The 12,627-nt window shown below is 45.3% G+C and carries 9 protein-coding genes and 1 pseudogene; 4 read left to right on the top strand and 6 right to left on the bottom strand.

The features are described 5' to 3' along the window. Window positions 1–191 precede the first annotated feature (191 nt). The 4 genes from mutS to FTU95_RS02135 all read left to right on the top strand — a co-directional run bounded on the left by mutS (window position 192) and on the right by FTU95_RS02135 (window position 5,012). Window positions 192–2,840, top strand: coding sequence for a DNA mismatch repair protein MutS (mutS, locus tag FTU95_RS02150; protein ID WP_180077395.1), 2,649 nt, complete (start codon window positions 192–194; stop codon window positions 2,838–2,840). 196 nt (window positions 2,841–3,036) lie between these two features. Next, window positions 3,037–3,360: a ferredoxin FdxA gene (gene fdxA, locus FTU95_RS02145; RefSeq protein ID WP_180077393.1), complete on the top strand. Its 324-nt coding sequence runs from the start codon at window positions 3,037–3,039 to the stop codon at window positions 3,358–3,360. Window positions 3,361–3,496: 136 nt separating this feature from the next. Then, window positions 3,497–4,213 carry a D-Ala-D-Ala carboxypeptidase family metallohydrolase gene (locus FTU95_RS02140; RefSeq protein ID WP_005096679.1) on the top strand — a complete coding sequence of 239 codons (717 nt, stop codon included), beginning with the start codon at window positions 3,497–3,499 and terminating at the stop codon, window positions 4,211–4,213. A 133-nt stretch (window positions 4,214–4,346) separates the two neighbouring features. Continuing rightward, complete coding sequence (locus FTU95_RS02135; RefSeq protein ID WP_180077391.1) at window positions 4,347–5,012, top strand: O-methyltransferase; 666 nt, start codon at window positions 4,347–4,349, stop codon at window positions 5,010–5,012. 170 nt (window positions 5,013–5,182) lie between these two features. Here the strand turns inward: FTU95_RS02135 and FTU95_RS02130 are convergent, their stop codons facing one another. The 6 genes and pseudogenes from FTU95_RS02130 to FTU95_RS02105 all read right to left on the bottom strand — a co-directional run bounded on the left by FTU95_RS02130 (window position 5,183) and on the right by FTU95_RS02105 (window position 12,499). Then, a complete protein-coding gene (locus FTU95_RS02130; protein ID WP_005171275.1) occupies window positions 5,183–6,025 on the bottom strand; it encodes a universal stress protein in 843 nt (280 codons plus the stop codon). A gap of 351 nt (window positions 6,026–6,376) precedes the next feature. After that, the gene (locus FTU95_RS02125) at window positions 6,377–6,994 is read right to left on the bottom strand and encodes an acyltransferase (RefSeq protein ID WP_100355049.1); all 618 of its coding nucleotides are present in this window, start codon (window positions 6,992–6,994) and stop codon (window positions 6,377–6,379) included. Then, window positions 6,987–7,586, bottom strand: coding sequence for a YigZ family protein (locus FTU95_RS02120; protein ID WP_159515872.1), 600 nt, complete (start codon window positions 7,584–7,586; stop codon window positions 6,987–6,989). The genes FTU95_RS02125 and FTU95_RS02120 overlap by 8 nt, the downstream gene beginning before the upstream one ends. Before the next feature lie 118 nt (window positions 7,587–7,704). Then, entirely contained in the window at window positions 7,705–8,892 is a 1,188-nt protein-coding gene (locus FTU95_RS02115; protein WP_100534979.1) for an HlyD family efflux transporter periplasmic adaptor subunit, read from the bottom strand. After that, window positions 8,889–11,027, bottom strand: coding sequence for a type I secretion system permease/ATPase (locus FTU95_RS02110; RefSeq protein WP_180077389.1), 2,139 nt, complete (start codon window positions 11,025–11,027; stop codon window positions 8,889–8,891). Before FTU95_RS02110 ends, FTU95_RS02115 begins: the two co-directional genes overlap by 4 nt. After that, window positions 11,024–12,499, bottom strand: a pseudogene (locus FTU95_RS02105) (TolC family protein). Before FTU95_RS02105 ends, FTU95_RS02110 begins: the two are co-directional and overlap by 4 nt. Between the last annotated feature and the right edge of the window lie 128 nt (window positions 12,500–12,627).

Genomic DNA, 12,627 nt, shown 5'->3' with positions numbered 1-12,627 from the left:
AAATTAAATTTGATAGACTTGTGTCAATCTTGATTTAAAGCACCCTAAGATAAGCGACCTCATTCACTATGCTCCTGAGCAGATCCTCGATAAAATATTTTTATAGATCTGTTTAGATGTGCTTTAATTTTTTGTGCATACGCTGCTTATCAGTATTTGCATTTCTCTCTTGTTGAAAGGATTTATTTTTAATGACCAGTTCGGAAATTATGGCTGATCTTTCTACCTTAACGCCCATGATGCAGCAATACATGTCGGTGAAAGTGCAGCATCCACACTCATTGATGTTTTATCGTATGGGTGATTTTTATGAACTGTTCTTTGAAGATGCACACAAGGCAGCCAAAATTTTAGGCATTACCCTGACCCATCGCGGTAAAGCCAATGGTCAGCCGATCCCAATGGCAGGTGTGCCTTTCCATGCAGCCGAAGGCTATCTGGCCCGTCTGGTCAAAAAAGGCGAAACGGTGGTGATCTGTGAACAGATTGGTGAGGGCGAGAGCACAAGTACTCGTGGTAAGGCTCCCATGGAGCGCGGCGTGGTAAGGATTATCACCCCGGGCACCCTGACCGATGATGCCATGCTCGGTGCACATCAAAGCTCTAATCTGGTGGCTTTATGTATTCAGCAAAATCAGATCGGGATTGCACTGCTCGATCTCAGCGCCGGCCTGTTTAAAGTACAGCAGCAGGATTATGATCTCAACCAGCTCATGATTGAACTGGCGCGCCTAATGCCAAGCGAAATTTTGCTGGATGAAAATACGACTGATCCGATGCTGACCGAGCAACTCAAGCAGCAACTTGATATTTCCGTGACGAAGCGTCCTAATGTGGACTTTAACCTGAACAATGCACAAAAAACCTTGTGCGACCAGTTTGCCGTCAGCACACTTTCCGGTTTCGGGATTGATCATTTGCCGTTGGCAAAAGCTGCCGCTGCGGCACTGATTCACTATGCCAAAGAAACCCAGAAAACCGCTTTACCACATATTCGTTCGATTCAGCTAGAACAGAGTTCCGACTTTATTGCCCTAGATCCAGTGACACGTCGCAATCTGGAACTGATTGAGCCTTTATTTGAGCATGGTACTTCACTGTTTCAGTTAATTAATGATTGCCAGACGGCTATGGGTGGACGCTTGCTGAGTCGCACCCTGATGCAGCCTTTGCGTGACACTGCCTTGCTGGATGAACGTCTGGATGCCATCCAGGCCCTGCTAAAAGGTTTCCATGAAGCACCTGTACGTTTGGTACTTAAGGAAATTAGCGATATTGAACGTGTTCTGAGCCGAATTGCTTTGGGCAGTGCCCGACCGCGGGATCTGGTACAACTACGTCAGGCCTGTGCGCAAATTCCATTTTTACGCCATGCCCTACAGCCGATTGTCAGTCAACAACAGCCTGAGCTATTAATCCAGCTCAATGAAGAACTCGGAGATTTCCATGGCCTGCATCAACGCTTGATGTCTGCCATCGTAGAAAATCCGCCGGTATTGCTGCGTGATGGGAATGTGATTGCCGAAGGCTTTGATAGTGAACTGGATGAATTACGTCAGATTCGTGATCACGCCAGCCAGTTCCTGATTGATCTGGAAATTAAAGAACGTGAAGCCAGCGGAATTCCGGGACTGAAAATTGGTTATAACCGAGTGAGTGGTTATTATATTGAACTCTCACGTGCTCAGGCCGAACAGGCACCCGAGCACTATATCCGCCGTCAGACTCTGAAAAATGCTGAACGCTATATCACACCTGAACTGAAAGCCTTTGAAGATAAGATTTTATCCAGTGAATCCCGTGCTCTGGCGCGTGAAAAAATGCTGTTTGAAATGCTGCTGGATGAATTACGTCAGGATATCGGCAATTTACAGATGATGAGCAGTGCCATTGCCCAGATTGATCTGGTGGCAAACTTTGCCCATCAGGCACGTTTACGCAACTGGTCACGGCCAAAATTCAGCCCTGAAGTCGGTGTAAGTATCACTGCTGGCCGTCATCCGGTGGTGGAAGCTTTAAGCAAAACTGCTTTTACACCGAACGATACGCGACTGGACTTTTCCCATCGCATGGCGATTATTACCGGACCCAATATGGGCGGTAAATCGACCTTTATGCGCCAGACCGCATTGATCGTCTTGCTGGCGTATTGCGGGGCTTATGTTCCTGCACAAGCTGCGACTTTAGGGCCTATTGACCGGGTTTTCACCCGTATTGGTTCTGCCGATGATTTATCAACTGGCAAATCGACCTTTATGGTGGAAATGACCGAGACTTCGCAAATTCTGCATCATGCCACCAGTCAGTCGCTGGTACTGATGGATGAAGTCGGTCGTGGCACCAGTACCTATGATGGCCTGTCTCTGGCCTGGGCCTGTGTACTGGATCTGAGCAAACGCATTCAATGCCTGTGTCTATTCGCAACCCATTATTTTGAGCTGACCGAACTCGATAAAGAAAGCGGCATCGACAACTATCATGTCACGGCTAAAGAACTGAATGGCAATCTGATTTTGTTACATAAGGTACAACATGGCCCTGCCAGCCAGAGTCATGGCTTACAGGTGGCGAAACTTGCCGGTATTCCGGCATCAGTCATTAAAGAAGCACAAAACCGCTTAAAGATTCTGGAAAAGCAACAACTGGTCAAACCAAAGAGTCTACAACACGATCTATTTGCACTGCCGGAAATTGTAGAGCCAGTGGAACGTATTGTCGCAATTGAGAAAGAATCTCCAGCTCTCGAATTACTCGAAGACATCGATGTAGACAACCTGAGTCCACGCGAAGCCTTAGCACAATTATATGCACTAAAAGATTTACTCAAACAGCCGGGGTAATTCTCTGAGCCATAGACCTCATCCCGTATGGGGTCTAGCACTGATTTATACTTGAATTTAGCCCTATTCTGGCTTTTTTCAAATTTAACAGCCCTATATATAACAAATATCAATAAAAGGAATTGTTAGTTCCCCCTGTTTTTGCCTAAAATACAGTATTCGTAAATAGAACCATATTTTTTAGGTAGCTGTCGCCATGACCTTCGTTGTCACTGAAAATTGTATTAAATGTAAATATCAAGACTGTGTTGAAGTTTGCCCTGTAGACTGTTTCTATGAAGGTCCTAACTTCCTGGTGATTAACCCGGACGAATGCATCGATTGTGCCTTATGCGAACCTGAATGTCCGGCGAATGCAATTTTCTCTGAAGATGAATTACCAGAAGGCCAAGAAGTATTCATTGAACTGAATGCTGACCTGTCGCAAAAATGGCCAAATATCACACAAATTGGTGACCAGCCAGCAGATCGTGAAGAATGGAATGGTAAAGCTGAAAAATTACAATATCTTGAAAAGTAATTAATTTCAGTTAAAAAAGATCAGCACATGCTGATCTTTTTTATACTCAATCCACACATTTTATTGCAATATTCTCCAAATTTCTCCGTATATTTAGTCTAAAATGGCGCTATTTATAAATATCTGATTTCTATAAATGAAGAATTTTGCAAAGGGATTATTGAGTCTGTGTGTAATCCCTCTCGTTTTTGTGGGTTGTACCACGACCCCAAAACCACCGGGACAGACCGTGCCCGATGGAAAGCGGATTTATATTCCCCAAGAACGTGTTCAATACGACCGCAAAGTCCAACCCAAAACTGTACCTTATCTGTATACCCACTGGGTCTCTGCGCTGGATAATTTATCACGTGTACGTGAGTATGAAGTGTTTCTGGAACGCAATGGCGTAGGCAATATTATTCCCAGTTTTGAATTAATGCGTACCGCGCGGGACTGGGCCAAATGTGGTCGTTCACAGTACATGATTCCAAGCCGTGAATTATGGGCCAATCAGGTTCCAACCTTGCGTGTATTTAAATATTTAGTAGCCGCCAATGTCCTGACTGATTTTGAAGTCACTTCCGTCTATCGTGACCTGCCTTTAAACCAGTGTGCCGGTGGCGCCAATTCTTCACGCCATCTGTATAATTCTGCCATCGATTTTCGTATTGGCCCAGAATATCCACAAGCGCAAGACTATAGTTATATTGAAAATACCAAGTTCAAACTGTGCCAGTTCTGGGCGCAACATGGTCAAAGTCTGAATATGGGACTCGGCATGTATGCTTCTGGTCAGATCCACATCGATACCCAAGGTTACCGTACCTGGGGGCCAAGTCTGGGGCGAAATTCTTCAATGTGTAATTACTAAGTCATGACAACGGCTATACAAAGTTCATTTAAGACTTTATATAGCCTAAAAAAACAGCAGCTATAGCACAATAAATTGCGCTATGCCGCGAAAAGTTTAAAATGCACCCATCGCAATTGATGGTGCTAAAACTATGCAACACATGTGGACAGACATTGACAACTACATTGAGTCACATTTAATTCCTGAAGATTCCATCCTGAACCAGACGCTGGAAAATACTGCTGCGCATGGTCTGCCAGATCATCTGGCTGTAGCAGCAAATCAAGGCATGTTGTTGCAGATGCTGATCCAGATGAATCAATGTAAACGTGTACTGGAACTCGGAACATTTGCCGCATACAGCACCATGTGGTTGGCACGTGCTTTGCCCGATGATGGTTATATCCTGACAATTGAAGGACGTGATACCCACGCGGCAATGGGTCAGGAAAATATTGACCGTGCCCAGCTCAAGCAAACTGTTGAACTGAAATGTGGTCGTGCAGCAGATGTACTCAAAGCTCTACCCGCAGAGACCGAGGCTTTTGATTTTATCTTCATTGATGCAGACAAACAGAGTTATCCGGAATATCTGGAACTCAGTTTAAATCTGTCGCATTCAGGTACACTTATTTTTCTGGACAATGTAATCCGTGCAGGCGAGATTATCAATCCGGACAATCACAAGCCAAGTATTGAAGGCATCCGTGCCATGTTTAAAGCGCTGCAAAATCATCCACGTATATTATCTTGTACCGCTTTACAGACTGTAGGCAGTAAAGGACATGATGGTTTTGCACTTGCGATTGTCAAATAAAATCAGAAGAACAAAAATTACCCAGCACCATATTTACTATATATAACATTAACTTAAAAACATTAACCACAGAGTTATCCACAATATATGAGGATAACTCTGATCATTTTTAAATCAAGCTGTAACAATTTACGTTGAAATTTTCATTTTGTTTGCTTTTTAGGCAATCCTCACTTTGCAACCAGTAAAGGCACCTTGGAATTACGGAAAATTGTGGTGGCAATACTACCGAGGAAAAACTGATGGATTTTGCTGTGACTAAATGCGCCCAGAACAATCAGTTGAATACCCATCTCCTGTTGATAGGTCAAAATATTCTCGGCGACATCGCCATAGCGATATTGCGGCACTACATCTAGACCCGCTTGAGTCAGATATTGCAGCGGCTCAGTTAAAATTTCGGCATGATCGCCAATATATAACAGGTGACATTGTAATAAACGCAGCAGATCACTTTCCGCAATCCGTCTCATCATTTTGATACAGGTCGGAGAATATTCATAGGCAAAAATAAATCGTGTTGGCGGTTTAAACTGCTCCCCAACGGTCATGACCGTACAATTGGCACCACGAATAAAATTCTCGACATTGGTGCCGATCGGTTTATTCTTTTCAGCTGAGCGCTCACCGAGCAATCCAATTAATGCGATATCATCCGGCTCAAGAATCTGGAAACTTTGCTCCAGAAAATCCCCTTTTTCCTGAATATGTGTGGTTTGAATACCATGTTCGGCTAAAATCCGCTCGGAAATATGTTGCAGCAGATTATTGCTATAATCCAAGGCAATTTCGCTTTGTTTTTGTTCAAGCTCGGCCAATTCCTTCAGCAACATGGCATTGCTTTCAAACCCGATTACCCCACTGATTTCGCCCAGATGATAACTGGCCGGGTAATAATCCAAGACCTGTAACAAAACCAGTTCACGTCCAGTCTGTTTGGCAATCCATGCAGCCGCGTCTGCCAGCGCGTTTATACATGGTGAAGAGTCGATGCAGGCGATGACACGTTTCATGTTTAGCCTCTCTATTTATGATAAAAATTTCTTTGTTATTTTTAACTTAGCATAAGCTTTATAAAATGTGCAGCAAAATCTGTAAGGCTTGAATTGAAATATGTTAACTTTTATGTGATTGACCGATAATTAGAAGAATAATTCAGCCATTAGGCCAAACACTTAAATTCAGATCATTAAAATGCTTTTAAAATCATTTTCTAATTTATACCAGCGAAATTCCCTCTTGCTGTTAGGAAGTCAGCAATACTGTTGCATAAGGAAGAAAGGGCTTTTAATATCTCGTGGATTTAAATATCAATAGAACCATCATTTTCTGATTGATGAAAGAGATCTACCGAGTGTAAAGCTTTATTTGCGGTATCGAATAAAGCTTGCAGGATTCCCAGCAACGATAGCCCGTGCTTCGACATCTTTGGTGACCATACTGTCCATTCCGACAATGGCCTGATCTGCGATTTTAACGCCATCTTTAATACCGACATGTGCGCCGAGCCAGACATCCCGGCCAATTTCGATGCCTTGTGAGCGTACCGCTTGCTGATAAATTGGCTGTTCTAGCTGCATACCGTGATCAAATGCATACAGATGACAATACGCTGCGATACGCACCTGATCATGCAGTTTAATCCCCAGCCGGCCACCATCCAGAATACAGTGATGATTGATCGCCACTTCATTGCCAATGTCCAGTGGGCCATGCAGGGTGCAATCTGCGGCGATAAAGGTATTATCGCCAATGACGATCTTGCGTCCCGGTTCCGCAAAAATATGTGCCAGTGGCGAAATGAAACAGTTTTCACCAATCTCGACGGTTTCCATTTCCATCAGATAAGCCTGATATTCTTTTTGCCAAGCTTCTGCCCAGCCACGGTTTTTCGCCTTTAAGGACCAGTATAGCCAAGGCATATAGTTCAGGCGATGTTTATGCTGCTCACGATATTTCAGTAATGGATCTGCTTCAGTCATCTGTCGCTTCTTCTATGATTTTGAGCTGTTCACGGCCACGAGTCACATCCTGAATTTTTAAAGCAAAAGCTTCAATCTGATGCTTCTGCAACTGCGCCTGAACCTGAACGCCTTCGGCACTATAGTCTTCCTGATAATCGATTTGCTGCTGATTCAGTTCATACTGAAAAATGGCCCATTCATTAAACTGACAGAAAAATTGCACTTTTTTCTTTTCAATCAGTTCAATTTTGTCTGCCAGCAGCAAGCATTGTCCAGCGCAGCCGCCATAGGCACGAACCAAACCTCCGGTGCCGAGTTTAATCCCGCCATACCAGCGATTGACCAGCACCAGTACATTAGTCAATTCATTACCTTCAATGGTGGCGAGAATCGGGCGCCCCGCAGTGCCTGAAGGTTCACCATCATCATTAAAGCGCACCTGATGGCCAATTTTCCAGGCCCAGCATTGATGCGTGGTACTTGGATCACGATAAGCGTCCAGAAAATCTTTGACCTGCTGTTCATTTTCTACAGGGGTCGCAAATGCCTGAAATCGGCTTTTTTTGATGTCTTCCTCAAAACTGACCAGGCTGGCAAGCGTATATGGCATAACTTCGGGCTTTAAAATCGAACCCTGGCAGTATACCTGCTTTACTCCAACAAATAAAAAGCCTCTCCATGGAGAGGCCTGATTTGACTCGATTGTTTGACTCAATGGCCTGAAAGGATTAGCGTTCCCGCAACGCTTCTTTGGCCTTGTTGAATGGCTTGATCAGATAATCCATGACAGTTTTTGAACCGGTGCGAATGTCTACCGTGGCCACCATACCTGGGGTGATATTAAACTCCTGACCCGCATTATTATTCAGTTTGTCACTGTCCGTGCGGATATAGACCCGGTAATAGAACTGATCCTGCTTGACTTCATCACGGATGGTGTCTGGTGAAATCATCGCAACTTTACCATTTAACCCACCATAGATTGAATAATCATAGGCTGTAATTTTAACCAGTGCCTCCTGATCTGGACGAATAAAGGCAATATCACGTGGTGAAATCCGCGCTTCAACCAGTAGTTTTTCGTCGAGTGGCACGATGGTCATCAACTTGCCATTTTGTGGAATCACGCCGCCCAAGGTCATCACATCAATTTCTTTTACGATACCGCGTACCGGTGATTTAAAAATAGTCCGGCTCAAGGTATCTGACTTGCCGCGTACCACCTGCTGCTGAGTTTCCACATCGGTATTGGCTTTGGACAGCTCTTCCCGCGCACTCACATAATATTGATTACGAATATCATTCATTTGATTACGCAGGTCGTTGGCTTCACGTTTTAAGCGCAGCACTTCAACCTCACTGGCTGCCCCTTTAGCCACCAGTGGTGCTGTCATTTCCAGCTCTTGCTGTACCAGTACCAAGGCCTGTTCTAGACCGGCCACGGATTCCTCCAGATTGGCACGACGTGACTGATACAGTGCCGTTTCTTCTTTCACCAGTTTTGGGTATTTCAAGACTTCTTCGGGAAATACCAATGGCGTACCGCTCACTTCCGCGCGTAAGCGAGCTGAGGTCGCACGTGATGAAATCAGTAAGGATTCAGATTCACCGACATTGGATTCAAAACGGGTCGGGTCAAGCTGAGCCAACACTTGGCCGCGCTCTACAATTTCACCTTCTCTAACATTGAGTGTGGTCAAAATACCGCCTTCTAAAGACTGAACCACCTGCTCTTTAGAAGATGGAATCACTTTACCCGTACCGGTAGAGACTTCTTCCAAGCTAAATAACCAGGCCCAGATCAGCAATACCAATAAACCAATGCCGACAATCCAGATAATGACACTCGATTTAGGTAAAGGTGGTTCCTGAAAGCTGACTTTGCTTGAACGTTTTAGTTCTTTGAGTTCACTCATGCACTTGCTCCAACAACCCGCTTATTACCACCCTGTGACTGATTCAGGATCTGATCTCGTGGACCATCCATGACAATTTTCCCATCATTCACCACAATAATACGATCCACCAGCTCCAGTACCGCACGGCGATGCGTCGCAACCACCATGGTACGATGGCTCAAATAACTTTTAAGATGATCAATCAACTGCTTTTCTGACACATCATCAATCGCAGCAGTAGGTTCATCTAGCAGTAGAATTTTCGGTTGACGGATCAATAACCGTGTTAATAACAGCGCCTGACGCTGACCGCCAGAAAAGCCAACACCACCTTCCAGAATGATATGATCCAGACCTTCTTTTTTCTCCTGCACAAAAGCGAATGCACCCGTGATTTGCAGCGCTTCCAGAATTTGCTGATCGGTGGCCAAGGGCGCACCCAAGCTGAGATTTTCACGAATCGAACCATAAAATAGCTGCGAATTCTGGTTCAGCAAGCCCATATCACGACGTACATCTGAAGGATCAATCAGGGTCAGGTCAATACCATCCAGTTTGACCTTGCCCTGTAACGGCGTCTGCATACCAGACAAGAGCTGCAACAAGGTTGATTTCCCGGCACCGTTACGGCCCAGAATCGCAATCTTTTCACCCGGTTTGATCTCAAGCTTTGGAATCATCAGGCTTGGTTTTGGATCATCTTCGCCATATTTGAATACCACACCACTGAGTTCATAATGGCCATCCAGAGCTGGGCGATGAATCAGATGAGAATAATCCGGCTGATCGACCGATTTTTTCATCAACTCATCCAGACCGGCTTTGGCCACTTTGGCCTGTTGCAGACGACCCAACACGCCAGTAATTTGTGAAATGGGTGCCAGCATTCGTGAAGACAGAATCGAACAGGCCACCAATGCACCTGTGGTCATCTCGCCGTCCATCACCGCAAAAGCACCGACCAATACCACAATGGCAAAGGTCAAGCCTTGGATTTTTTGGGTCCAGGCCGTCATCAAACCCACAATCTTACGTTGCTGCATGCTGACATCGGCTGAAACTTCATTCATATGGTTCCACTGATTCTGGAAGCGTGTTTCAGCTCTGAGCAGCTTGATATCTTCAATCCCTTGCACGGCTTCTACCAGCAAGGCATTACGGATGACAGATTCACGCATGCCCAGCTGAGCCAGTTCTGCCAGTTTTTTCTGCGCCAGAATGCCAGGCAGAATCATCAGTGGCACCACCAGCAGCATCACCCAGAACAGGTTGCCGCCAATCACCCAGAAAATCCCTAAGAACAGGAAGAAAAATGGCAGGTCGGCAATCGCAGTCACTGTGGTTGAAGTGACCAGTTCGCGTACCCCTTCCAGTTCCCGAATCTGCGAGATAAAGGTACCAGTCGATTTGGAACGTTCACTATTTTTGATGCGCAAAGAATGGCCAAATACCCGATCCGAAATTTTCAGATCAGCACGTTTACCAATAATGTCTGACAGATAGATTCGGGAGACGCGTAAAACAAACTCGAAAATTGCCGCAATCAGCACACCGCCAGCCAAAACCCATAAGGTAGGAATCGATTGTGATGGAATCACGCGGTCATACACGTTCATCGAGAAAACAATCGTGGCCAGTGCCAGAATATTCGCGATTAAAGAGGCGAACATGACATCGATATAACGTTTCCAGTCATTCAAGACAATTGACCAGAACCAGTTTTTCTCGAACGGCTTGATATATTCATCCACCCGCGCATCCGGCACAGAAGATTCGGGACGCAGAACATACAGATGCTTTACGCCCGTCTCTAACTGTTCAACCGTGAAACTTTGAGACAAGCCTTCATCGCCACTGAGCTGTATACTGACGTTAGCTTGGGTGTCGATGCGTTCAATCACACCCACATCCCCACTCTCAAACTCCACCAGCAAAGGCAAACGCCACGGATTCAGCAAGCTGCTGTCAAATTTATTTTTACGGACATTTAAACCAATCTGCCGGCTGACAATTTTGAGCATCTCGTCGATGTCATGATGCTGGTTCCAGTCCAGTTGCAGACGAATCCGCTCCTCAGAAGGTTCAATCCGGTAATGTCTGGCAATATTCAAAACCGCTTTAAGCCACGGTTGATAATTTATTGTAGTACTCATGGCTGAACTTCAAACCCCTGAATAGAAATACGGTTAAGCGCGTAAATATCCCGTGTACGGCCGGTAACCTGAATATATTGCACAATCGCCGAATAGATGTCATAGCCCGCAGATTCAATTTCCTGTGCTGCACTATGAATCGCCTGTTCTGCGTTGAGCAAATCCACCACGGTTCGGGTACCCAATTTATATTGTTCTTGATACAGCTCTTTGGCTCGTACCGTGGTTGCACGACGTTGGGATAAAACTCCCATTTGTTTTTGCTTATTCTCAATCTGCTCACGAATCAAGCGAACCTGATCCAGCACATCCAGATAGACCGTATTGACCTGTGCGCGTGCAGCTTCTTCGGCATAACTGGCAGAACGTGCCTGAGAGCGTGCTGCGCCACCCTGATAAAAATTACTGCTGGCTTCAATCATGATTGAATTATAAAAGCCGTCATCTTCATTATTATTCGGATTCCGCCCATTAACAGCCTGACTTAAACTGCCTTTCAGATGAATGCTTGGATAACGACTTAAACGTGCCTGATCTTTTTGCAAACGGGCAACATTGACCCCGGCATGGGCCAAAATCATATTGGGAATCTGGGTAAATTCCGGATCCTGATAAAGATCGGCCTGTGCCACAATACGCTCAGGAATCTCCCATTCAACGGCAGATACATCAAACCCCAGCAAAGTGCGTAAACGTTGCTGATATTATCTGAGCTGGGTCTGCTGCACCAGCAGGTTCGATTGTGCCGCTTCCAGATTGGACTGAGCCTGAATTGGATCGGCCTGACTGCTGATACCGGCACGGGCACGCAAATTGGCAATTTCTGCAATCCGTGCAATGCCCTGAATCTGCTGTTGGGCAATCTGGGTAATTTCCTGATAACGCTTGATATTGACAATCGCATCTGCCACTTCAAAAGCCACCTGATCCAGACTGACCAGCACCCTTGCCTGCTCTTCTGCCAATCTGGCTTCCTCGATACTGACATTGGTTTTGATCTTGCCAAAGTCATACAGCATCTGTGTTGCATTTAAGGAAACCACTTGACGTCCACGCTCACCCGAGGTCAGATCACCGGTCCCCAATCCGCCCGATAACTGCGGATAATAGGCTGCTTTTGCCACATCAATATTGGCCGCCTGTGCAGACAAGGTAGAAATACTCTGGCTAATTTCAGGACGTCGCTGAACTGCGGTATGGATCGCTTCCACCACATTCATCTTTTGTGGAATAGGAGCCACGATAGGGCCGGTAGCAGACTGTCCCTGTTGTGGCCGGGTAATCTGTGGCAGTTCAGCTACCTGAGAAGTGTCTAATGAGTAGCGACTGAGTGACGTAATATCAACTGAATGCGCTGACCGTGTTGGCTCTGGTGCAATCAGTTTACTTAAACCGTTTTTAATATTTGCAAAATGGTTTTGCGAAGTTTCTGCATGTGCCAAGGAAATAGATAAAGGCAAAAGAAGACTCATGAAGATCCCCTTTTTTTATCGGTTTTCCCCCTGAACATTTTTTATGTGCTGTACCCTAAATCGCATAATAATTAATGTTTCGTGTTTTAGCCTAACAATATATCAAATCGTTGTAAAAGATACTTTTT

Source organism: Acinetobacter sp. YH12208 (genome assembly GCF_013418055.1).
GTDB classification, from domain to species: Bacteria; Pseudomonadota; Gammaproteobacteria; order Pseudomonadales; family Moraxellaceae; genus Acinetobacter; species Acinetobacter pseudolwoffii.
This window is presented reverse-complemented; position numbering and strand designations above follow the sequence as displayed.

Excerpts from the sequence above, each read along its gene's own strand:
- mutS (WP_180077395.1), top strand. The coding sequence starts at position 192 with ATGACCAGTTCGGAAATTATGGCTGATCTTTCTACCTTAACGCCCATG.
- FTU95_RS02115 (WP_100534979.1), bottom strand. The coding sequence starts at position 8,892 with ATGAGTGAACTCAAAGAACTAAAACGTTCAAGCAAAGTCAGCTTTCAG.
- FTU95_RS02120 (WP_159515872.1), bottom strand. The coding sequence starts at position 7,586 with ATGCCATATACGCTTGCCAGCCTGGTCAGTTTTGAGGAAGACATCAAA.
- FTU95_RS02140 (WP_005096679.1), top strand. The coding sequence starts at position 3,497 with ATGAAGAATTTTGCAAAGGGATTATTGAGTCTGTGTGTAATCCCTCTC.
- FTU95_RS02110 (WP_180077389.1), bottom strand. The coding sequence starts at position 11,027 with ATGAGTACTACAATAAATTATCAACCGTGGCTTAAAGCGGTTTTGAAT.
- fdxA (WP_180077393.1), top strand. The coding sequence starts at position 3,037 with ATGACCTTCGTTGTCACTGAAAATTGTATTAAATGTAAATATCAAGAC.
- FTU95_RS02125 (WP_100355049.1), bottom strand. The coding sequence starts at position 6,994 with ATGACTGAAGCAGATCCATTACTGAAATATCGTGAGCAGCATAAACAT.
- FTU95_RS02130 (WP_005171275.1), bottom strand. The coding sequence starts at position 6,025 with ATGAAACGTGTCATCGCCTGCATCGACTCTTCACCATGTATAAACGCG.
- FTU95_RS02135 (WP_180077391.1), top strand. The coding sequence starts at position 4,347 with ATGCAACACATGTGGACAGACATTGACAACTACATTGAGTCACATTTA.